Origin of the sequence: Acinetobacter lwoffii (assembly GCF_019343495.1) — a bacterium.
In the GTDB taxonomy this organism is placed as follows: Bacteria; Pseudomonadota; Gammaproteobacteria; order Pseudomonadales; family Moraxellaceae; genus Acinetobacter; species Acinetobacter lwoffii_P.
Map to the genome: position 1 here is coordinate 1,809,169 of NZ_CP072549.1, position 18,175 is coordinate 1,827,343.

The 18,175-nt window shown below is 42.9% G+C and carries 21 protein-coding genes; 12 read left to right on the forward strand and 9 right to left on the reverse strand.

The features are described from left to right. Window positions 1-134: 134 nt before the first annotated feature. Window positions 135-1,289: a radical SAM family heme chaperone HemW gene (hemW, locus tag J7649_RS08600; protein WP_005249859.1), complete on the reverse strand. Its 1,155-nt coding sequence runs from the start codon at window positions 1,287-1,289 to the stop codon at window positions 135-137. 126 nt (window positions 1,290-1,415) lie between these two features. Between hemW and J7649_RS08605 the strand changes: the two genes are divergently transcribed. Continuing rightward, the gene (locus J7649_RS08605) at window positions 1,416-1,874 is read left to right on the forward strand and encodes a DMT family transporter (protein ID WP_005108571.1); all 459 of its coding nucleotides are present in this window, start codon (window positions 1,416-1,418) and stop codon (window positions 1,872-1,874) included. Window positions 1,875-1,913: 39 nt separating this feature from the next. Further along, complete coding sequence (locus J7649_RS08610; RefSeq protein WP_276530807.1) at window positions 1,914-3,272, forward strand: MATE family efflux transporter; 1,359 nt, start codon at window positions 1,914-1,916, stop codon at window positions 3,270-3,272. Window positions 3,273-3,474: 202 nt separating this feature from the next. On the opposite strand, the gene J7649_RS08615 is transcribed toward J7649_RS08610, so the two are convergent. Continuing rightward, a complete protein-coding gene (locus J7649_RS08615) occupies window positions 3,475-3,687 on the reverse strand; it encodes a DUF1737 domain-containing protein (protein ID WP_005108569.1) in 213 nt (70 codons plus the stop codon). Window positions 3,688-3,974: 287 nt separating this feature from the next. Here J7649_RS08615 and J7649_RS08620 point away from each other — a divergent pair, with 287 nt between their 5' ends. Next, window positions 3,975-5,273: an ABC1 kinase family protein gene (locus J7649_RS08620; RefSeq protein WP_005248249.1), complete on the forward strand. Its 1,299-nt coding sequence runs from the start codon at window positions 3,975-3,977 to the stop codon at window positions 5,271-5,273. 96 nt (window positions 5,274-5,369) lie between these two features. Next, window positions 5,370-5,621 (forward strand): type B 50S ribosomal protein L31, encoded by a 252-nt coding sequence (locus J7649_RS08625; RefSeq protein ID WP_004732342.1) that lies wholly within the window; start codon window positions 5,370-5,372, stop codon window positions 5,619-5,621. Window positions 5,622-5,716: 95 nt separating this feature from the next. Here the strand turns inward: J7649_RS08625 and crcB are convergent, their stop codons facing one another. Continuing rightward, on the reverse strand, window positions 5,717-6,091 hold the full coding sequence (crcB, locus tag J7649_RS08630; protein ID WP_219307423.1) for a fluoride efflux transporter CrcB: 375 nt from the start codon (window positions 6,089-6,091) through the stop codon (window positions 5,717-5,719). A gap of 176 nt (window positions 6,092-6,267) precedes the next feature. Here crcB and J7649_RS08635 point away from each other — a divergent pair, with 176 nt between their 5' ends. After that, complete coding sequence (locus tag J7649_RS08635; RefSeq protein ID WP_219307425.1) at window positions 6,268-6,600, forward strand: HopJ type III effector protein; 333 nt, start codon at window positions 6,268-6,270, stop codon at window positions 6,598-6,600. 74 nt (window positions 6,601-6,674) lie between these two features. Here the strand turns inward: J7649_RS08635 and J7649_RS08640 are convergent, their stop codons facing one another. Next, window positions 6,675-7,238 (reverse strand): hypothetical protein, encoded by a 564-nt coding sequence (locus tag J7649_RS08640; protein WP_004281559.1) that lies wholly within the window; start codon window positions 7,236-7,238, stop codon window positions 6,675-6,677. A gap of 191 nt (window positions 7,239-7,429) precedes the next feature. Between J7649_RS08640 and J7649_RS08645 the strand changes: the two genes are divergently transcribed. After that, entirely contained in the window at window positions 7,430-8,059 is a 630-nt protein-coding gene (locus J7649_RS08645) for a class I SAM-dependent methyltransferase (RefSeq protein ID WP_219307427.1), read from the forward strand. A gap of 18 nt (window positions 8,060-8,077) precedes the next feature. Here the strand turns inward: J7649_RS08645 and J7649_RS08650 are convergent, their stop codons facing one another. Continuing rightward, window positions 8,078-8,656 (reverse strand): hypothetical protein, encoded by a 579-nt coding sequence (locus tag J7649_RS08650; protein ID WP_004732353.1) that lies wholly within the window; start codon window positions 8,654-8,656, stop codon window positions 8,078-8,080. A 27-nt stretch (window positions 8,657-8,683) separates the two neighbouring features. After that, complete coding sequence (locus J7649_RS08655; protein ID WP_004645008.1) at window positions 8,684-9,151, reverse strand: Holliday junction resolvase-like protein; 468 nt, start codon at window positions 9,149-9,151, stop codon at window positions 8,684-8,686. Between the two features lie 124 nt (window positions 9,152-9,275). Between J7649_RS08655 and J7649_RS08660 the strand changes: the two genes are divergently transcribed. From J7649_RS08660 to J7649_RS08680, 5 genes are all read left to right on the forward strand, one after another. Next, a complete protein-coding gene (locus J7649_RS08660) occupies window positions 9,276-9,920 on the forward strand; it encodes a ParA family protein (protein ID WP_004281566.1) in 645 nt (214 codons plus the stop codon). 128 nt (window positions 9,921-10,048) lie between these two features. Continuing rightward, window positions 10,049-11,179, forward strand: coding sequence for an AI-2E family transporter (locus tag J7649_RS08665; protein ID WP_409655215.1), 1,131 nt, complete (start codon window positions 10,049-10,051; stop codon window positions 11,177-11,179). A gap of 122 nt (window positions 11,180-11,301) precedes the next feature. Further along, window positions 11,302-11,844 carry a superoxide dismutase family protein gene (gene sodC, locus J7649_RS08670; RefSeq protein WP_005108558.1) on the forward strand — a complete coding sequence of 181 codons (543 nt, stop codon included), beginning with the start codon at window positions 11,302-11,304 and terminating at the stop codon, window positions 11,842-11,844. A gap of 126 nt (window positions 11,845-11,970) precedes the next feature. Then, complete coding sequence (yccS, locus tag J7649_RS08675; RefSeq protein WP_219307431.1) at window positions 11,971-14,154, forward strand: YccS family putative transporter; 2,184 nt, start codon at window positions 11,971-11,973, stop codon at window positions 14,152-14,154. Window positions 14,155-14,274: 120 nt separating this feature from the next. Next, complete coding sequence (locus tag J7649_RS08680) at window positions 14,275-14,571, forward strand: DUF3817 domain-containing protein (RefSeq protein ID WP_004645001.1); 297 nt, start codon at window positions 14,275-14,277, stop codon at window positions 14,569-14,571. Window positions 14,572-14,750: 179 nt separating this feature from the next. On the opposite strand, the gene craA is transcribed toward J7649_RS08680, so the two are convergent. Next, a complete protein-coding gene (gene craA, locus J7649_RS08685) occupies window positions 14,751-15,980 on the reverse strand; it encodes a chloramphenicol efflux MFS transporter CraA (RefSeq protein WP_219307433.1) in 1,230 nt (409 codons plus the stop codon). 613 nt (window positions 15,981-16,593) lie between these two features. Here craA and J7649_RS08690 point away from each other — a divergent pair. Further along, a protein-coding gene (locus J7649_RS08690) for an IS5 family transposase (RefSeq protein WP_228738633.1) occupies window positions 16,594-17,345 on the forward strand; the annotation gives its coding sequence in 2 pieces (ribosomal slippage) (window positions 16,594-16,828 and window positions 16,828-17,345; 753 coding nt in all). Here the strand turns inward: J7649_RS08690 and J7649_RS08695 are convergent. Further along, entirely contained in the window at window positions 17,323-17,670 is a 348-nt protein-coding gene (locus tag J7649_RS08695; RefSeq protein ID WP_228738634.1) for a hypothetical protein, read from the reverse strand. The two genes, J7649_RS08690 and J7649_RS08695, sit on opposite strands and share 23 nt — an antisense overlap. Before the next feature lie 78 nt (window positions 17,671-17,748). Continuing rightward, window positions 17,749-18,126: a hypothetical protein gene (locus tag J7649_RS08700; protein ID WP_219310083.1), complete on the reverse strand. Its 378-nt coding sequence runs from the start codon at window positions 18,124-18,126 to the stop codon at window positions 17,749-17,751. Between the last annotated feature and the right edge of the window lie 49 nt (window positions 18,127-18,175).

Genomic DNA, 18,175 nt, shown 5'->3' on the forward strand with positions numbered 1-18,175 from the left:
AATCTTTGAATATTCTCAGAAAACTTCTCTCTAAGAAAGCGTCAATCAGAATTTAGGCATTTTATTTAAGGCAATAAAAAAACCCAATAGAATCCTATTAGGGTTTCTTTTAGAACAATGGGGAAATTAAATAATTAAAGAAATTCTTCCAGTACCGAATTTAAAAAGATATGCCCCTGCTCGGTACATGAAAGACGATCTTGATCATCGACCATTAACTTTCTGTCACGCAAAGAACTCAGCAACTCATTCAAGCGATCCAGACTCAGGCCAGTACGTTCTGCATAGAGCTTGGCTTCCACGCCGTGATTTAAACGTAACGCATTCATCATAAATTCAAATGGCATGTCGGCATCTTCAATCCGCTTAAACTGCACATGCTCGGCAGGTACTTTGGCTAAGTAGTCCTTAGGTAAACGGGTTTTCTGGAACCGATACACGCCATCTGTCTGAGTGACTTTGCCATGTGCTCCGGCGCCAATTGCCAGATAATCACCAAACTGCCAGTAATTCAGATTATGTGCTGAAGGCAGTTCTTTACGCCAAGCCGAAACTTCATAGTTGATAAAACCCTGCGCTTTTAAGTAGAGCTCACCCTGCTCCTGAATATCTTCCAATACTTCATCGACAGGCAAAATCGGTTGAGTCCGGAAAAATACCGTATTTGGCTCAATCGTTAGCTGATACCAGGAAATATGTGTAGCACCCTGCTCCACGGCCAATTTTAAATCATGCAAAGCCTGATCCAAGGTCTGTTCAGGCAAACCATGCATCAAGTCGACATTAATGCGCTGAAAGCCGGCTTCACGTGCTAACCCAATGGCAGAAATCGCATCTTCATTGCTGTGAATCCGTCCCAAACGCTTGAGATGCTCGGTATTAAAACTCTGCACCCCAATCGACAGACGGTTAATTCCGGCCTGTAAATAACCGGCAAACGGATCATGTTCGACTGTGCCGGGATTGGCTTCCAGCGTAATCTCACAGCCTTCGGCAAAGGGAATAACGGCTTTGAGCTGATCAAATAACCATTGATAGCCTGGGGCAGAAATCAGTGACGGCGTCCCCCCACCAATAAAGACACTGTGAATCTGCCGGCCTTGGGCAAAATCGACCTGAGTTTTAAAGTCTTCCACCAGTGCTCGTAAATATTCCTGTTCCAATTCCAGTGATAATTGACCATCCGGAACCGCATGCGAATTGAAGTCACAATAAGGACATTTGCGCACACACCAAGGCATATGAATATATAAGGACAAAGGGACAGCAGCAGGATTCAATTCAGCCAAAGAACTACTCAAAAACGATTACAAGATATAGCCGAATTTTAACATGACTCGGCGGCAACACTGCTAAAATTAAATTTGATCGTGTGATATGCCTAAAAATTTAAATAGAATTAGTCAGTTAAAATTATGAAAATATCTTCTCAACTTATTATTTTACTTCCTTTGGTTTTTGCAATCGGTGTTTTATTGACACTCCAGACCGCAATTAATACACAACTAAAAGAATATTTATATTCTCCTATTCAAGCTGCATTTTTTTCCTTTTTGATTGGTACAATAGTGCTCGCCGTAATCGTACTTTTTCAGTCCAATCCCAAACCCGGTTTACAGGAACTGATGAGTGTTCCCTGGTATTTATGGCTCGGGGGCATCGTGGGTGTATACGCGATTAGCATGAGCATTTATGCAGCGCCCAAACTTGGCTTTCTGGTTCTTAGCGGTCTCATTATTTTTGGTCAGATGGTGATGTCGATGCTGGTCGATCATCTGGGATTATTGGGTAATGAAAAAATGCCGATTAATTGGCAACGTCTTTTAGGCGGCGTGGTAATTTTTATTGGTGTGCTTCTCACTTTACAACGCTAAACCTTCTATTTAAGCACATGATCACGATGAGTAATTTTTGTGTCGAATGTTTCACCAGTCACAACCTTTGGTTTTGAATTAAAAAAACTGTTTCATCTGATGTTACCCATTCTGGTGACCCAATTTTCTCAGGCTGGTCTGGGTCTGATTGATACCATTATGGCCGGTCACCTGTCTGCTACCGATCTTGCCGCGATTGCCGTCGGAGTAGGACTCTGGATTCCGGTGATGCTGCTGTTTAGTGGCATTATGATTGCCACGACGCCTTTGGTTGCTGAGGCCAATGGCGCACGTACACCTGAAAAAATTGCCACCATTGCACGTCAATCACTTTGGGTTGCCCTGATTCTTGGGGTAATTGCCGGCTTGATTTTGCAACTCTTGCCGGCCACTTTGCCACTTTTAGGTGTACCGGAAAGCTTACAACCTAAAGCCGGTTTATTTCTGCATGCGATTGGTTTTGGTATGCCAGCGGTAACCATGTATGCGGCCTTACGCGGCTACTCAGAAGCGATTGGAAATCCTCGCCCGGTCACTGTAATTAGTTTATTGGCCCTGGTTTTGCTGGTTCCGCTGAACTATATCTTTATGTATGGTATTGGTCCTGTTCCGGCCCTAGGCAGTGCAGGCTGTGGATTTGCCACAGCGATTTTGCAGTGGTTAATGCTCATGACTCTGGCATTGTATATCTTTAAAAACAGAGCCTATCAGCGTACTCAGCCTTTTACTCACTGGGAAAAAATCAACCCGGAATGGGTGAAGCGTATTCTGCAACTGGGTTTTCCGATTGGATTGGCAATTTTCTTTGAGGTCAGTATTTTCAGTACAGCGGCAATTGTGCTGAGTCCTTTGGGTGAGACTATTGTCGCTGCGCATCAGATTGCTATTTCTGTCACTTCACAACTGTTCATGATTCCCATGTCACTGGCGATTGCCCTGACTATTCGGGTCGGCACCTACTATGGTGAACAGAACTGGCAAGCGATGCGTAAAGTGCAATATCTCGGCCTGATCACTGCCACTATTCTGGCGATCCTGACCATGATTCTGCTTTGGGTTTTTCGCAATGAAATCGTGGCGCTCTACACCTCAGATCTGATCGTGACCCAAATTGCGGTGTATCTGATTCTGTTTGCCATTGCCTATCAGCTGATGGATGCCTGGCAGATCAGTGCAGCAGGTTGTCTGCGCGGCATGCAGGATACCAAGGGGCCAATGTGGATTACTATGCTGGCTTACTGGGTCATCGCCTTCCCGGTTGGGGTATATTTATCACGCTTTACGGAGATGGGCGCCGCCGGTGTTTGGGTTGGCCTGATCGTGGGTCTGAGTGTTGCCTGTGTTTTATTGCTGGCACGACTCTATAGCAATAACAGACGTTTAAGCTTAAAGTTGTAAAAACTTAGCGACTTTCAAGCAATCTTAAATAATAAGTAGGTGACATGAATGTCACCGTTGAGCTGTGATACAGGGAAGTAGCATCAGATCAACGAAACTGTTCTGTTACTTTTGCCATGACAAAAGTAAAAATTGCCGATGCGACAGCATAAAAATAAAAGATGAGAGCATAGCCTTGAGTATTCTAATTTCGATGTAGAAGTTAAGAATTAGCTCCCAAAGCCTCCTTCAATCCTTGTGGAATCTCCGATTCATCCGCCACATCTTTGGTCACCACCTGCCCCACAATTACATCCGTACCATTAAAAGCCATGGTGGGTGAACCATATAGCTCATAACCTTCATTTAAGGCACGGGTCACCCGCGCACAAAAATGCACATCATCCTTCCCAGTAAAATATCGATAGACTTTCATTGAATTTTCTTCATTACAGCAATCTGTTTATTTTAAGCTTTTAGCTATAAAACAACATTCAGAATTAGTACTCGGTCTTATCTAAAACGATGATGGATTCCGGCATATTCTTATAGTTTAAACGCAAGCAATAAAGATAAATCTTTTAACAAATCAAAGATGATGCATTAAACATGGAGAAGCTGAAGGAAATCACAACACAACCTCTACAATTAAATCTAGGCAATTGAACCTTTGTCACCTATGATCAAATACATCCATTCATAGTTGGTTTCAAGGAATCTCGCATGGCAAAAACGGCTAGCACACCCGGTCGTCGCTTTATGAAACTTGCCGGAATGACCGCAAGTATTGCAGGTAAAACCCTCTCCAATTCCATTAAAAATTTAACTGCCGATGACGAGCAGAAAAACACTGCGCGCAGTAAATTATTTCAGGATATTGGTGTGCAGATTGCGGATACCTTGGGGGAAATGAAAGGCGCAGTCATGAAAGTTGGCCAGATCGCCTCTCAATATAAAGATGTTTTCCCGCCCGAAGTCGCTAAAGCCATTGCCAAGTTACAGCGTCAGGCGCCACCGATGCCGTTTAAAGAAATTCAGGCACAAGTGGAAAAAGAATTGGGTAAACCTTTACAGCAACTTTTCCAGCAGTTTGATGAGCAGCCATTTGCCGCGGCCTCGATTGGTCAGGTGCATAAAGCCACCCTACCGAATGGCCAGCAAGTTGTGGTCAAAGTACAATATCCTGGTGTGGATGAAGCCTGCGAAAGCGACCTGAAACAAGTTCGTCTGGCACTGCGCATGATGGGCGTCTTAAAGATTGACCGTAAACTTCAAGATCAATTATTTAAAGAAATTCAGCACAGTCTGGACAATGAGCTGAACTATGAAATTGAAGCCCAGAATCTGGAAATCGCCCGTGCCTTCCATGAGCCTCTGGACAATAAAATTGTGATTCCGAAAGTGTTTCATGAGTATTCATCGCGACATATTTTGACCTTAAGCCAAGAGCTTGGTGAAAGTATCGAAACTGCCAGCACTTGGCCACTCGAAACCCGAAATGCTTTAGGCCGCCGCCTCTTCCGCGCCATTGGTCAGGAAATTTTTTATCTGAAACGCTTTCACTGTGACCCGCATCCAGGCAACTTTGCATTTCGTGAAGATGGCTCTGTGATTGTTTATGATTATGGTGGCGTCAAAACCTTATCGACTGAAGTGATTGGACATTTTAGGGAACTGATCCATGCTGCACGCGAGAAGAATATTCCCGTGATCGAGCAACAGCTGGATGCGCTGCATTCCTTGACTGAAACTGGAAAATTCCCGAAAGAATTATATGAACAATGGCTGGAAGTGCTCATGCGTCCTCTGGTCACTGACTATGATTTTGCCGAAAACTCAGCGCATCATGATGGGATGGAGTTGCTGAAACCTTCGTTGAAATATTGGGATGTATTTAAGCCCTCTCCTGATACCTTGATGGTGAACCGGACAATTTCAGGACAATACTGGAACCTGATTCATCTCAAAGTACATGATGATTTAAGTGATGTATTTGAAGAACTAGTGCCGAGCCGAAGTTAAGTTGAGACGATAGGCTTACACGCTGTAACCCTAGATTACTTGAAATATCAAATGTTACATTATAACATTTGATCAAGAATCATGAGGAAGTTAGATATGCGTTCAGATATCCACCCTGAGTATCGTGAAGTGTTATTCCATGATACCAATGCCGATGCCTATTTCGTGATTGGCAGCACGATGAACTCGAGTCAAACCAAAGAATATCAAGGTAAAACATATCCTTATGTAACACTAGATATTTCAAGTGCATCACATCCTTTCTATACGGGTGAGCAACGTCAGACCAGCAATGAAGGACGTGTGGCAAGCTTTAACAAACGTTTTGGGCGTTTTAAACGGGGTTAAAACCGAAAAACCTCGGTTATCTTAAGATTTAAATCGCGGTTTATGTCAGGAAATGACCTCCAATTTCCTGACTTTTTTATGCGTTTATTTTAACTCTATGCCAACACGAGTGAAGTGAAATAAAAGCCCAGTGCCAGAACAATAATGCCGACAATTAAGCTGGATAATGCATATAACAGCGCTAGGCCCATAGCACCTTGTTTCAATAACAAAAAGCTTTCCAGGCCAAAGCTGGAAAATGTGGTAAAGCCCCCGAGAATTCCCACCATTAAAAATAGACGAGCTTCTTGTTGGAGTACTGGATACTTTTGGCTACAGGCAAAAAAAATCCCGGCACATAAACAGCCCAGAATATTGATCCACCAGGTGGGCCAGGGAAATTGCATTTGCGGTTTAAACAGCCAAAGTCCTGCTGCATAACGCAGACTGGCACCGATTGCCCCACCCATTGCCACCCAAAGCCAGCCCATATTTTTCCCTGTTCTATTTATTGATCAAGTTTATTTTATCCAAAGTTTTATATTTAGCATGGATAAATTTCACTGCTATCTTGAACCGAAAATCAATGAAATACCATGGAACTTCGCAAGAAAATTGCTATATTTATCGCATCGAATTTTCATAAATGGTACAGGAAAAAAACAGCATGGCACAGGATTTATTGGCCCAGTTGGCAGCAGGCGAAGCAAAATTTGCAGATGTGATTGCTTATATCGAATCGCGTTATACGCATATACCGACTGCATTTAAAAATGGCCAGCAGAATAATGCGGCCACAGAAAACCAGGGCAGCGCCAAAGTCTTTTCTTTTGCACAATTAAATGGTCTGGATCAGGCACAGACCTTAAGCCTGTTTGCTGAGCATTATGCTTCTGTATTGGCAACGCCAGAGGCGACTGATCATCAGAATATCCGCCAGTTTATGCTCAATGGCTGGGATGTAATTGCCTTTGAAGGTCAGGCTTTAACTGCGAAGTAAGTACTAAGCAGATAAAAAACCGCTCAAAGGAGCGGTTTTTTATCTGCAACTCAGAAGCGTGCATGAAGTATGTTTTAGCTTTTACCGACTTTTTCGATCCATTTAATGGAACTGACGCGGAAGACCTCACAAGCACCATCACCCGTATCGGTCGGAGTTAAAGACGATTTCCAGACCAGATCTTTGTCACGCACTTCAACCAGTTCCCCTTGCATACGCACCAGATCGCCACGCTTTACCTTTTTAATTGCCTTAGCAATTTCAGGGTTAGCGGGAATGATATGCATATTGGACACCATCTGCTTGGCTTGTTCTACCGGCACTGGCACCCGATCCATTTTCCAGTTCAAATAGCGGTCATATTGATTGACCGTGATATGTCGAGCAATTTCAGGTTCGGCAAACAGCCCCCAACTGACAGCATAATCAATCGGAGAGAATTTGGCTTGCGGGTCAGAACTATAAACCTTGGAACCCAGAATACGAAAATCACCTTTAAAAGGCTGCAAGACCGAAATTGACTGGCCTTTAACGACAGGAGGCAAACCTTTGGCAATATTGTGGTCGACCGAGCTATAGCCCGAAATAGGCAGCAACAGGCTGGCCAGCAAAGCATAATGTTTAACGTATTTGAACATAATTTTTAATCTAATCCTAATCAAGTTGATCAAACGTTTTAAGGATATCTTCCTTGATCTTACGGATTTTTTAATGAATAAACAGTTGAACTTGGTAACAAACTGCACGTATTTAGTCAGCTCGATATATGCCTGTCATTTTATTTTTCAGTTAAGCTAGAACGTATTTCCATCAAATTAAAATAACTCAAATGCTGTATAAACTTTATCAACAACATATCTTTCCGCATCTGCTGAATCAAGTGATGCAAACGCCATCCTTGATGGACTTGCGTCGTGAACTACTTTTGGATATTTCCGGTGAAGTACTGGAAATTGGTTTTGGTACCGGCCTGAATCTGCCTTTTTATCAATCGGTTGATAAGGTCTATGCGCTAGAACCAAATCCGGCGATCTTCAAACTGGCAGAAGCGCGAATTCAACAGGCAGGGTTTCAGGTCGAGCATATTCAGGCCAGTGCAGAAGCTTTGCCTTTTGCCGAAAATAGTGTGGAAAATATTGTGTCTGCCTGGACGCTTTGTAGTATTGCAGAGCTGGAACAGAGCCTGCAGGAAATTTATCGTGTGCTACAACCGGGTGGGACTTTACATGTGGTCGAACATGTTCTGAATCGACAAAATTTAAATATTCAGCGTCTACAACATTTACTCACTCCCATTCAAAAGAAAGTCGCAGATGGCTGTCATCTGAATCGGGATATTGAGACCGCCTTGCTGGAAACCGGTTTTGAAATAGAAACTTTAAATTATGTAGATGCGGAAGGTATACCCAAGATTGGCCAACGTATGTTGTTAGCACGTGTTCGTAAACTAGGAAGCTAATTTACGACCATCTTATATTTAGTGTGGCTGAAGGTGGGTTACTTGCAGCAACTGACAATGAGCACGATATTCAGAGCCCGTCCCGACCCGGAATTCTTGTCCAGTCGTGCCTGAATGAACTGTCACCAGATCACCAGTGAGCGTGATTTTCTGCCCCGATTTTAGCCGGCGAATCTGATCGGCAATTTTTTCAGTGGCAGCAATCAGACTAAAATACTGTACATGCGTATTGACGAAGTCACGCTCCGCTTTATTGGTTTGTCCTTCGAGCTGATAGCAGCGTTTTGCTTCATCAAACTCCAGTTTTGCCTGTATAGCGGGCAGCGGTTGAGTCAGCAACAGCACATCAATATTACTCAGATAGGCCAGATCATTAAAATGCCCCACCACAGGGCTGGCCTGATGCAGCACCCGACGATCAGGTTTTACGAAACGGTGATCATGCACAATATAAGTCGCGGAAATGCGCTTAACGGGTTCTACTTTAAAGTTTTTAAGTACGCCCTTTTCTTGCAGATGCGGAATGGCACGAAAAAATTCATTCCACACCCAGAGTCCTAGCATAAACAGCAGCGCAGTGATCAGTAATTTTTGCATAATTTTTTATTCTTCACTGGATTTTGGTCAATCCTGAAAATCAATCCGAATGGTTTCAAAACGTACCCGCCCTTCCTGAACCGCACGGGCAATGGCTTGCTGGCCTTTGGTCAGACGTGCTCCGCCACTTTTAATGTCAATCAAAACCACTTCAATATCTTCAGCGTCGCCTTCGCCATCACGAAAATCGGTATAACCATCAAAGACCACATAATCCACCGGATCACCCAAAAACTTGGCATCACTCGGCAGATATTGAAATTCCGGCATGATCGGCGCGAGCTGTTCCGCCATTTTTCCTTTGAGAACTGCACGGCTGGTATTCACGCTGCGTTTTTGCGCGGCAATGAGGGACTGCTGATGCTCTAGTTCCAGCTCGGCAATATACTGCTCATATTCGGCCTTGATCCGTCCATTGCGCGTCTGACTTAAAATAATAGTGGTCAATACCACCCCGATACATGCGCCAATCAACATGGCCATCCATATGGACATTCAATCTTCCTAATTTGCCTGATTTTTATAGCATCGCATTCGACTGAAGTTGAGGACTTCGGCCATTTGCATACTTGAAAAGAATGATATGCTAGGCCGGAACAGAATAAAATCACCTTGAGTCATGAAAACAATTTTAGTTGCGAATCAGAAAGGCGGTTGTGGCAAAACCATGACAGCCATTAGTTTGGCGTCAGCACTCGCACAAAAGGGTTATAAGGTGGCATTGGCCGATGCCGACAACCAGAAATCAACATTGCAATGGCTCAAGCATCGTCCGGCACAGGCAGCGCAGATCCAAAGTCTGGACTGGCGCAATAGCAAGTCCATTGGTGATGCGCCGAAACAGATCGAATACCTGATTATTGATGCACCAGGTGCTTTGACCGATGATCATGCCGAACAGCTGATCAGTGAAGCACATGCGATTATCATCCCGATCCAGCCTTCTTTTTTTGATATCGATTCGACCCGCCGTTTTCTCAAACATTTGCAGGACATCAAACGCATCCGTAAGGGCAAGGTTGAAATTTTACTTTTGGCCAATCGCACCAAAGCAAATGCAGCCAGCAATCAGGACATACAGCAGTTTTTTGACAAGATTGACCAGCAGCCAGTGGCTTGGATTTCGGAACGTGCCCCTTATAGCCGACTGGCTATGGAAGGCCTGTCCGTCTTTGATAAACCTCAGAAAATCTATCGGGAGCTGCAGGCTCAATGGCAACCGGTACTGAATGCCATTATTGATGATCCGAGTCAGTGGTTTTGAGTCAATCATCTGAATCGTGGTATAGCTTTGGGAAAATAATCTCGCTACTTGGCTAGCTATCATTTTCGATCGCTTTTTTTTCAGTTAATATGCCTCAACACGACCTAAAAAATGAGTCATTAAATTCAGTGCAACAGTACGCGCCTACATTACAAAAAGTCTTATTATTTGGATTGTTCTTTATCCTGATTTTTTTGAGTTTTCATATACTCAAGTATTTCATCATTCCTGTAGTTTGGGCAGCCATTATTGCCTATATGACTTGGCCGCTGTATCAGTCGGTGTTACGCCTGTGCGGCAATCGACCAACATTGAGCGCAACCGTAATGATCTTGGCCGTGATTCTAGTCTTTGGTCTGCCGTTTATTTTCGCCATTTTCATGCTGCAGCACGAAGGTCGTAACCTGTATTTTGAATTGCAGCGACAAGTGTTTTCCGGTCACCTGAATGTCCCTGATTTTATTCGCGGGCTTCCGATTGTCGGCAAGGAAATTACCCGAACCTTAAATGAAATCAATACGGATCCGCAGAGTATTGCACTGTCGGTATCGACCTGGATTCAAGGCCATCTGAATTACGGCAAAGTGGTGTTGAATGAAGTTAGTAAAAACATCTTTAAATTATGTTTTGCGATACTTTCGCTGTTTTTCTTCTATCGTGATGGTCAGACCATTTTAAATCAGGTGCGTAAAGCCTTTGAAATGGTGGTCGGTCCACGTGTACATCATTATTTTTCCACCATTTCTGCGACTACACGTGCCGTAGTATATGGCGTCGGTTTGACCGCAATTGCACAATCCTTATTGGCTGGTCTGAGCTATTTTGTTGCAGGTGTGCCGAATCCGATGGTTTTAACCATTGTGACCTTTATTTTTGCCCTGATTCCCTTTGGCCCACCTCTCGCCTATAGTGCGGTGGCGCTATGGCTGTTTTCACAAGGACAAACCATTGAGGCCATTGGGGTCATGGTCTGGGGTGTCTGTATTGTCAGTACTGCCGATAACGTGATTCGTCCACTGGTAATTTCTGGTGCAACCCAGATTCCTTTCCTGCTGATCATGTTTGGAGTCTTGGGTGGTATTGCCAGTTTTGGTCTGGTCGGGGTGTTTATTGGCCCGGTGATTCTGGCTGTGCTGCTTGCAATCTGGCGTGAATGGTTACATGAAAGTAATCTGAATGAACCTTTAATGATGCCTAAAGCCACTATGGCACATGAGATTGATCCGGAAACACAAGACACACCGCCCAACGCACCTTAAAGCATAGATAGAATCGACTTAAACAAAACAAAACATTTAAGTACTGATTCTATATAGAGCTTCTGATCTTGCTCTGTTTAAATGAATCCACAAAACAGAATAAAGATCAGGATGCCAAAATCATGTCTTCATTGTTTAAAATTACGACACTTTGCGCGTTAAGCGCCGCACTTTTTACCGGTTGTGCATCAACCTCTCCATCAAATGAAGTGGTCAGAGCAGTGACTGTGAATGCTGTAAATGCTCAAGGTGTGGGCCAAGAGATTGGGACCGTATTACTCAGTGACAGCCCAGCCGGTCTGGTCATTCGTACCAACCTGAAACAACTTCCTGCGGGTGAACGCGGTTTCCATATTCATGAAAATGGTTCATGCGCGCCTGCCATGAAAGACGGCAAGATGGGTGCAGCACTGGCTGCAGGTAGCCATTACAATCCAAATCAGGCACCGCATCACGGTACACCAGTGACAGGTCACTTAGGTGATTTACCCGCATTGAAAGTCAATACAGATGGAACTGCACGTGTCACCCTGCTTGCGCCACGTCTGAAACTGGCTGATGTTCAGGGTCGTGCCATTATGGTACATGCCGGTGGCGACAATTATTCCGATAACCCATTACCCTTGGGCGGCGGCGGTGAACGTATTGCCTGTGGTGTGATCTAAACACCTTCATGCCAATGACTCAATAGAAAAACGGGCACTATGCCCGTTTTTTATAGACATTTCCTTTATTTTGGCGTCTAAATTGCATTCAGAACTTTGCGTTTTTACTTCCCGGATCCTGTCCTTGTGAATGCTGCCCGACCTGCGACTGCTACTTTTGTTAAAATTATAAAACCTGTCCTGCTGCCCTTTCAGTCTAGTGCGCTGATGACTTATTGCCTGCAAATCTTGCTAGTGTTTTTAGGTACCACTTTCGGTCTGAAATTTCTGGGTTATGACTTCTTGATCGTTCCAGTAACTTTAGGGGCAATTGCCACGGCACTGACTGATTTTGATGACCGGCTAAGCCTGCGTTTGCGCAACCTGTTACTGGTCATCATTCTGTTTTTTAGTGTCAGCAGCATTCTGGAATTTCTTGCTCCGCATAAATTCTGGTTTGCACTGTGGCTGTCACTGTCGAGTGCACTGTTTATTCTAATGGGTGCATTAGGCCAACGTTATGCCACAATTTCATTTGGCACCATTTTACTATCAATCTATACCATGTTCGGCTTGGGCGAATATCAGCACTGGTATGAACAGCCGCTTTATTTTGTCATTGGGGCGCTATGGTACGGCCTGACGTCTATTCTATTTTTTCTGCTGCGTCCTACCTTGCAGGTTCAGGAAAATCTCGCACAAAGCTTGCAGCACATGTCGGAGTTACTGCTGAGTAAAGCCAAACTGTTTGATCCGGACCAGCATGCGAATGTTGAAAACCTGCTCTATGAGTTGTCACTTAAAAATACTTTAGTCATTCAGAGTTTTAACCGCAGCAAAGATTCGCTATTGACCCGACTCAAAGCTTCGCGTGCCAATCGTAATACCATTTACTGGCTGAATCTGTATTTTTTGATGCAGGATATTCATGAACAGGCCACCGCGAATTATCTGCATTATGAACAGATCGAACAGCATTTTAGCCGCACTGACCTGATTTTCCGGATTCAGAAAAATATCCGTCTGCAAGCCCTTGCCTGTCAGCATTTGGCAGAATGTGTACTGCGCAATGAGAAATTTTACCTGTCTACAGATGATGAACTGGCATTAAAACATTTACAGGAGTCGATGCAGGACTGGATTGCTCAACACCCACAAAATATTGAAGTTAAAAATTTACAGCTTATTCTGGCCAATCTGCTGAGTGTATATGAGCAGTTACAACACCTGCATGATCAACAGGCGCTGTATAAGCCACGCTATCAGCAGCATTTTGATGACCTGAGTCTGTTTGATGATGATATTCGCGATAGCACAGATCTCTGGCTGAAACTCAAACCGCACTTGAGTCCACAATCGGCACTCTTTCGGCATGCGGTGCGGATTGCCATTGTGTTTCTAGTCGGCTATGCCATTTCATTATTGCCCTTTGCAAAAAATGGCTACTGGATTTTACTGACCAGCCTGTTTGTCTGTCAGATCAGTTATTTTGCCACCAAAAGCCGGCTCAAATTGCGGACCCTAGGAACATTATTGGGTGTCATGCTGGGTGTTCCCATTCTGTATTTTGTGCCAAGTGTCGAAGGTCAGTTACTCCTGACAGTAATTTTTGGTGTCGGTTTTTTCTATCTACGTTCCAAAAAATATGCCATGGCCACTCTCATGGCGACATTGATGGTACTCCTGATCTTCAACCTGAAAGGTGCCGGTTACGCGATCATTTTGCCACGTATCATTGATACCCTCATAGGCTGTCTGATTGCCTGGATGGCAGTAAGCTGGATCTGGCCTGACTGGAATTTTCGCAATATTTCCAGCAATATTAAAAAATCATCGCTTGCTACACTGGACTATTTTGCTGCAGTGGTCGAGCAATATCAAAACGGTAAAGATAACAGTATTGCTTACAGGACTGCACGGCGTCTGGCCCACAATGCACAGATTGATTTATCCAGCATGATTTCAAGCCTGAGTACCGAACCGAATCCAGATCCGCAACTAGTCAAAAGTGCCTTTCGCTATCTGGTTTATAGCCATAGCCAGCTCAGTTATATTGCAGCATTGGGGAGTCACCGTGAGCAGGTCACTGATGCGCAAATTCTAGATTTAATGCGTTGGTGCCAGCAGACCTTAACTGCGGTATTGCTGCAACAACAGCCTTTAGCTACCTACGACATTGATCATAAACTGGCAGAAATTCAACGCTTAAGTACCCAGGAAAACCAGTCAGCACATCTGCTTTTGGTGCTGAAACAGATCAGTTTATTGCTGGAAACCTTACCGGAATTACTAAAATTACGTCATGAATTACTAGGTGCCGAGATTAAATAACCAACTGCCTCACTTGGTTATAACTTATTAAAAATATTGAATATATTTTTATTATTAAGATTCAATATTCAGGTGATATTCGGTACACTCAAAACTAATTCGGTTAAATCAATATGTATTATGAACATCAAAACTTTGCGTCTGGTCGGTTTGCTTGAAGGGATTTCATTCCTGCTGCTGTTATTTATCGCGATGCCAGTGAAATATATGATGGATAATCCGATTTTAGTGAAATATGTCGGCATGGGTCATGGCGTACTGTTTGTGCTGTTTCTGGTGGTGTTATTCGCGGTATGTGAAAAACAGAAATGGTCTCTCAGCATGTTTGTGATGGGTTTAATCGCTTCGATTCTGCCTTTCGGTCCATTCCTGTTTGATATGAAACTAAAGAAGCTGGAACAGCCCGCTGAAGCTTAATTGTAGAATCCTAATATAATTAGATCAGTCAAAAGAAAATTCTCTCTCCCTTTGGGAGAGAGTTAGAGAGAGGGAACTTATTAAATACTTAACCTCACCCTAGCCCTCTCCTAAAAGGAGAGGGAAATTCAATACTGAACATATGATTTCAATAATTTATAATTTCCCTTAATAAGGAATCAAAACTCTCCACGCTCTTGTCTTTCCAGCATTAACTGTTTGAGTTGCATGCGTGGCAAAGTAAACCAGAGTGCAATCAAGATAAAAGACGCACTGCAATAGGCCCAGATATCATAAGCTTCATATGCCATTCTTACTGCTTCAATTACCACAAAAAAGCTGAGCATCAGGATAATAGAAACCGTCGCAGCCACCGTACCTTTGGACACTTCTGAAGACATCAGTGCAAAACGGTATAGTACCGAGAAACTTACGCCCTCACCTAGACTGATACAGGTGGTGCCGATAATCAGACAATGAACAAAATACTCTGGAATCAATAAGCCCAACATCAATAAACCGGCACCCAACAGCATCAGTGGCAGACCCAATAATACGGTTTTACCCAGCGGCATTTTATCGATAATTTTCAGCAAAATCAGATTACCTGCAATCAGGCCACCCAAGACCGGAAACTGCGCCAGACCATATTGCACACTACTGAATCCAAATTGCTCGACCAGAATCACCGGTGACAAGGCAATCCATAACATCAAGGGCAGACTCACCAAAGGCAAGGCTACAGTCATGATCACAAAGCGTTTATTTTTTAGAACCTGTTTAAAGTCATCCAGAATATAGCTGACCGGTTGTCTGGGAATACTGACTTTCAGGTTTGGCATTTTGGCTTTCAGGCCAAACCAGCTCAGAAATGAAAGAAATGCAATCCCGATAAAGCCCCAATGCCAGGAGATATGATCAATCATAAAGGCACCCAGCACTGGTCCTAGCAAGGGTGCCAGCAAAGACACATTGGCCATCAGTGCCATGACTTTGATGGCATCACGTTCTTCAAAGCTTTCCTGAATGGCGGCATAACCTACAGCAGTAATAAAGGACAGGCCAAAGCCCTGTAAAAAGCGCAGGAATAAGAAACTTTCGATATTGGGTGTCAATAAAATGGCCAGACAACTGAGGGTAAAAAATGCCACACCGCCGAGCAGTACCGTTTTACGTCCGAGACGATCGGACAATGGCCCCAAGATCGCTGCGACAAATGCCCCGCCCAACAGGAAAAAGGACATGGAGGATGGTGCCCATGAACTACTCACGCCAAAATCACGGGTAATCGCCAGCATGGCCGGTTGAATCAGGTCATTACAGATATAGACTGAGAATTCAAATAGGACCAGTGCCAGCGGGAACATGAGTGTGGCACGGGTCAGTTTTTGGGTTTGGATTTTTTGCATGGGAGTTTTTATTGTCAGTCTGCCCGTTTTAACAGACTGAACTTTGTTTAAAATAGAAAGAAGAAATTTTAGCAGAGTCCTGTTTTTAAGTCCGTTCTCTTTTTTAATGACCTAATCAAAATATTATTTTTGCTTTTAGCGACTTGAAACCAAATTATCTAATTCATAAAAATTATTGAAAAGCCGTGAAATGAAAAGTACTTATAATCATTACAAATCAAGGGAGGATACATTATTCATCTATATTCTAATAATTTATAAAAATCAAATAGACTCTACTGAATTCCACTCTTGAAACCATTTTTCTTTTCTAACATTTTCAAAATGAAGAATTTGTTCTACCAAGTCTATAATTAGTTGATCAATATCTTTTGCTATTGAATATCCTAGCGTTATTTTTGAAATACTCCCACTTTTTAATTGGTCACTACAGTCTAATCTAGAGGAATGATAGTTAGCCCTATCCATGATAAATTGATCAATATAATTAACATGTCCTTCTGTTGAAAAATGATCTTGAGGAAAAAATCTTACTAGGGCGTGTCCTCATTTGAAGAATTGGTTTTAAATACTTAAAATCCTCCTTTGAGTTATTTTTATTTCTATATTTTCAATGGCACGTACTCTTCTTACCGATGATATCTGGCAGCAAATTCAAGATACTATGCGATTACATGGTTGCTACCGTTCAAAGAATAGTAGAAATATCATGGAAGCGATCTTATGGAAACTGCGTACAGGCGCCACATGGCGTGATATTCCTCAAGAATTTTGTCCTTGGCAAACTGCTTATAATCGTTTTAATCGTTGGGCAAGCAAGGGATTGTGGAATAAATTTTTTTTAGATTACGAGGCGTCTTGGATCAAGAATGGGTATTCATTGACGGAAGCTACATACGCGTGCATCAACATGCAAGTGGAGCTCGGAATGGTTTCGAAAGAGCAATTGGACAATCACGTGGTGGACGAACAACAAAAATACATCTTGCAACCGACGCGAATGGATTACCGATTGATTTTAAAATCACTGGGGGTGGCGTCCACGACAGTCAAGTTGCAAAACAACTGATTGATACTGTAGGCGAGGCAACTTATCTCATTGCTGATAAGGGGTATGATGCTGAGCACATTAGAATATATGCCCAGAACAAGGATATGATTCCCATCATTCCAATGAGATCAAATAGTAAAAGATCGAATAAGGAGTTTGATAAATATCTATATAAATTAAGACATTTAGTTGAAAATGTGTTTGCGAGATTGAAGCATTTCCGAGCGATTGCAACCCGATTTGATAAGCTTGCACGAAATTACCAGTCTATGATTTACATTGCTTGCATATTTATTTGGTGTAAAGCCAAATGAGGACACGCCCTAAGCTTAGCCAACAGAATCTTAAAAACCAGATTAAGTCTTCATTACCTTTCATCATATTAAGAGTGATTCCGCTATCCCAATTGATATGACAGTTTAAATACACTTCTCTTTTCAAATTAGATAAAGAAAAAATAAAATTTTGATCTGCCTCTAGTTCACTATCTTTCTCACGATACAATAATTTTTCTCGTAGGATTTTTTCTGATTTTCTTTTATCGTAGTTGGTATAAAACCTATTTAGATAGAATAATAAGAGTGAAGCTAAAAATCCTCCAATTACGCCAATTGTAGCGGCTAATATATTTGAGTCCATTAACTCCCCCTTCCCAAAACAAAAAAGCGCATCCTTAGATACGCTTTTAACCAAAAACTGCCTAAAGATCAAACACTATTATGGACAGACCGCTTTCTGGAAAGTCTTGGTATTTGAACCTCTTGCACAACGATACAACTTCTCGGTGTTTTCCAGCATCCAGCTGTTATCTTCCCGTTTAAAATAATAAATGGTCTGTACCGAATGTACCGAATCATCCATTAAACCGGTTTCAGTGACTTTGACCTGTCCAATCGTGGGCGACTCTACCTTGTCAAAGAACTGCCGTAATTCAACCGTTGCCAGTTCCTTGCGTAAATCCGTTCTTAATTGTAAAACCTGTTCCAAAGGCGTGTCCGAAGACGACTGTACCTTTGCAATGACCTGTTGAGCAGTTGCACAGCCTGAACCCAATATACCAAAATCGAGAGTTGCGACTGCCAATATCCGGAACATATTATTTAACCCTTTATCGTCATTCTTATTCCAACCCATCATGCCGAGC

Excerpts from the sequence above, each read along its gene's own strand:
- J7649_RS08625 (WP_004732342.1), top strand. The coding sequence starts at position 5,370 with ATGCGTTCAGATATCCACCCTGAGTATCGTGAAGTGTTATTCCATGAT.
- crcB (WP_219307423.1), bottom strand. The coding sequence starts at position 6,091 with ATGGGCTGGCTTTGGGTGGCAATGGGTGGGGCAATCGGTGCCAGTCTG.
- J7649_RS08695 (WP_228738634.1), bottom strand. The coding sequence starts at position 17,670 with ATGGACTCAAATATATTAGCCGCTACAATTGGCGTAATTGGAGGATTT.
- J7649_RS08605 (WP_005108571.1), top strand. The coding sequence starts at position 1,416 with ATGAAAATATCTTCTCAACTTATTATTTTACTTCCTTTGGTTTTTGCA.
- sodC (WP_005108558.1), top strand. The coding sequence starts at position 11,302 with ATGTCTTCATTGTTTAAAATTACGACACTTTGCGCGTTAAGCGCCGCA.
- J7649_RS08620 (WP_005248249.1), top strand. The coding sequence starts at position 3,975 with ATGGCAAAAACGGCTAGCACACCCGGTCGTCGCTTTATGAAACTTGCC.
- J7649_RS08680 (WP_004645001.1), top strand. The coding sequence starts at position 14,275 with ATGAACATCAAAACTTTGCGTCTGGTCGGTTTGCTTGAAGGGATTTCA.
- J7649_RS08660 (WP_004281566.1), top strand. The coding sequence starts at position 9,276 with ATGAAAACAATTTTAGTTGCGAATCAGAAAGGCGGTTGTGGCAAAACC.
- J7649_RS08615 (WP_005108569.1), bottom strand. The coding sequence starts at position 3,687 with ATGAAAGTCTATCGATATTTTACTGGGAAGGATGATGTGCATTTTTGT.
- J7649_RS08650 (WP_004732353.1), bottom strand. The coding sequence starts at position 8,656 with ATGCAAAAATTACTGATCACTGCGCTGCTGTTTATGCTAGGACTCTGG.
- J7649_RS08645 (WP_219307427.1), top strand. The coding sequence starts at position 7,430 with ATGCTGTATAAACTTTATCAACAACATATCTTTCCGCATCTGCTGAAT.
- craA (WP_219307433.1), bottom strand. The coding sequence starts at position 15,980 with ATGCAAAAAATCCAAACCCAAAAACTGACCCGTGCCACACTCATGTTC.
- J7649_RS08700 (WP_219310083.1), bottom strand. The coding sequence starts at position 18,126 with ATGTTCCGGATATTGGCAGTCGCAACTCTCGATTTTGGTATATTGGGT.
- J7649_RS08655 (WP_004645008.1), bottom strand. The coding sequence starts at position 9,151 with ATGTCCATATGGATGGCCATGTTGATTGGCGCATGTATCGGGGTGGTA.
- J7649_RS08640 (WP_004281559.1), bottom strand. The coding sequence starts at position 7,238 with ATGTTCAAATACGTTAAACATTATGCTTTGCTGGCCAGCCTGTTGCTG.
- J7649_RS08635 (WP_219307425.1), top strand. The coding sequence starts at position 6,268 with ATGGCACAGGATTTATTGGCCCAGTTGGCAGCAGGCGAAGCAAAATTT.